Source organism: Neisseria sp. P0022.S009 (assembly GCF_051956675.1).
GTDB lineage: Bacteria > Pseudomonadota > Gammaproteobacteria > Burkholderiales > Neisseriaceae > Neisseria.
In genome coordinates this window covers 1-393 of the sequence record NZ_JBQCXE010000093.1, presented here as the reverse complement: position 1 = coordinate 393, position 393 = coordinate 1, and the positions used below count along the sequence as shown (strand labels likewise).

1 pseudogene is annotated in these 393 nt (G+C 57.8%); it reads right to left on the bottom strand.

The features are described 5' to 3' along the window. Positions 1-393 (bottom strand): annotated as a pseudogene (locus ACTHUG_RS11595) (hypothetical protein); the annotation flags it as partial.

Genomic DNA, 393 nt, shown 5'->3' with positions numbered 1-393 from the left:
TGATGTTGGTGCCGGCGGCAACCTCGGTACGGGCGGCGGCGCTTTGCTGTTTCAGCTGGCTGTAGTTGACGGCGTCGGTATCGTCGCTACCGGCGGCTACGTTGGTGATCTTGTTGCCGGCGGCATTGATGCCTGCTTTGGTCACACTCGGGCCGCCTGCGACTTTCACACCGTCGTTGTTAACGGTGGTGTCGCCGGCTTTGACGCTGTCTACTACCAGGTCTTTGTTCAGCTTAACCGTCACTTTATCGTCTTGGGCTTCGGTGGTGATGTTGTCGTCGCCGGCAACGGTCACGGTGGAGCCGAGTTTTTCGATATTGGTGCTGCCGCTGTCGCCGTTGAAGGTCAGGCCTTTGGTATCAACGGTGGTTTTGGCATCCACACCTTTTTGGA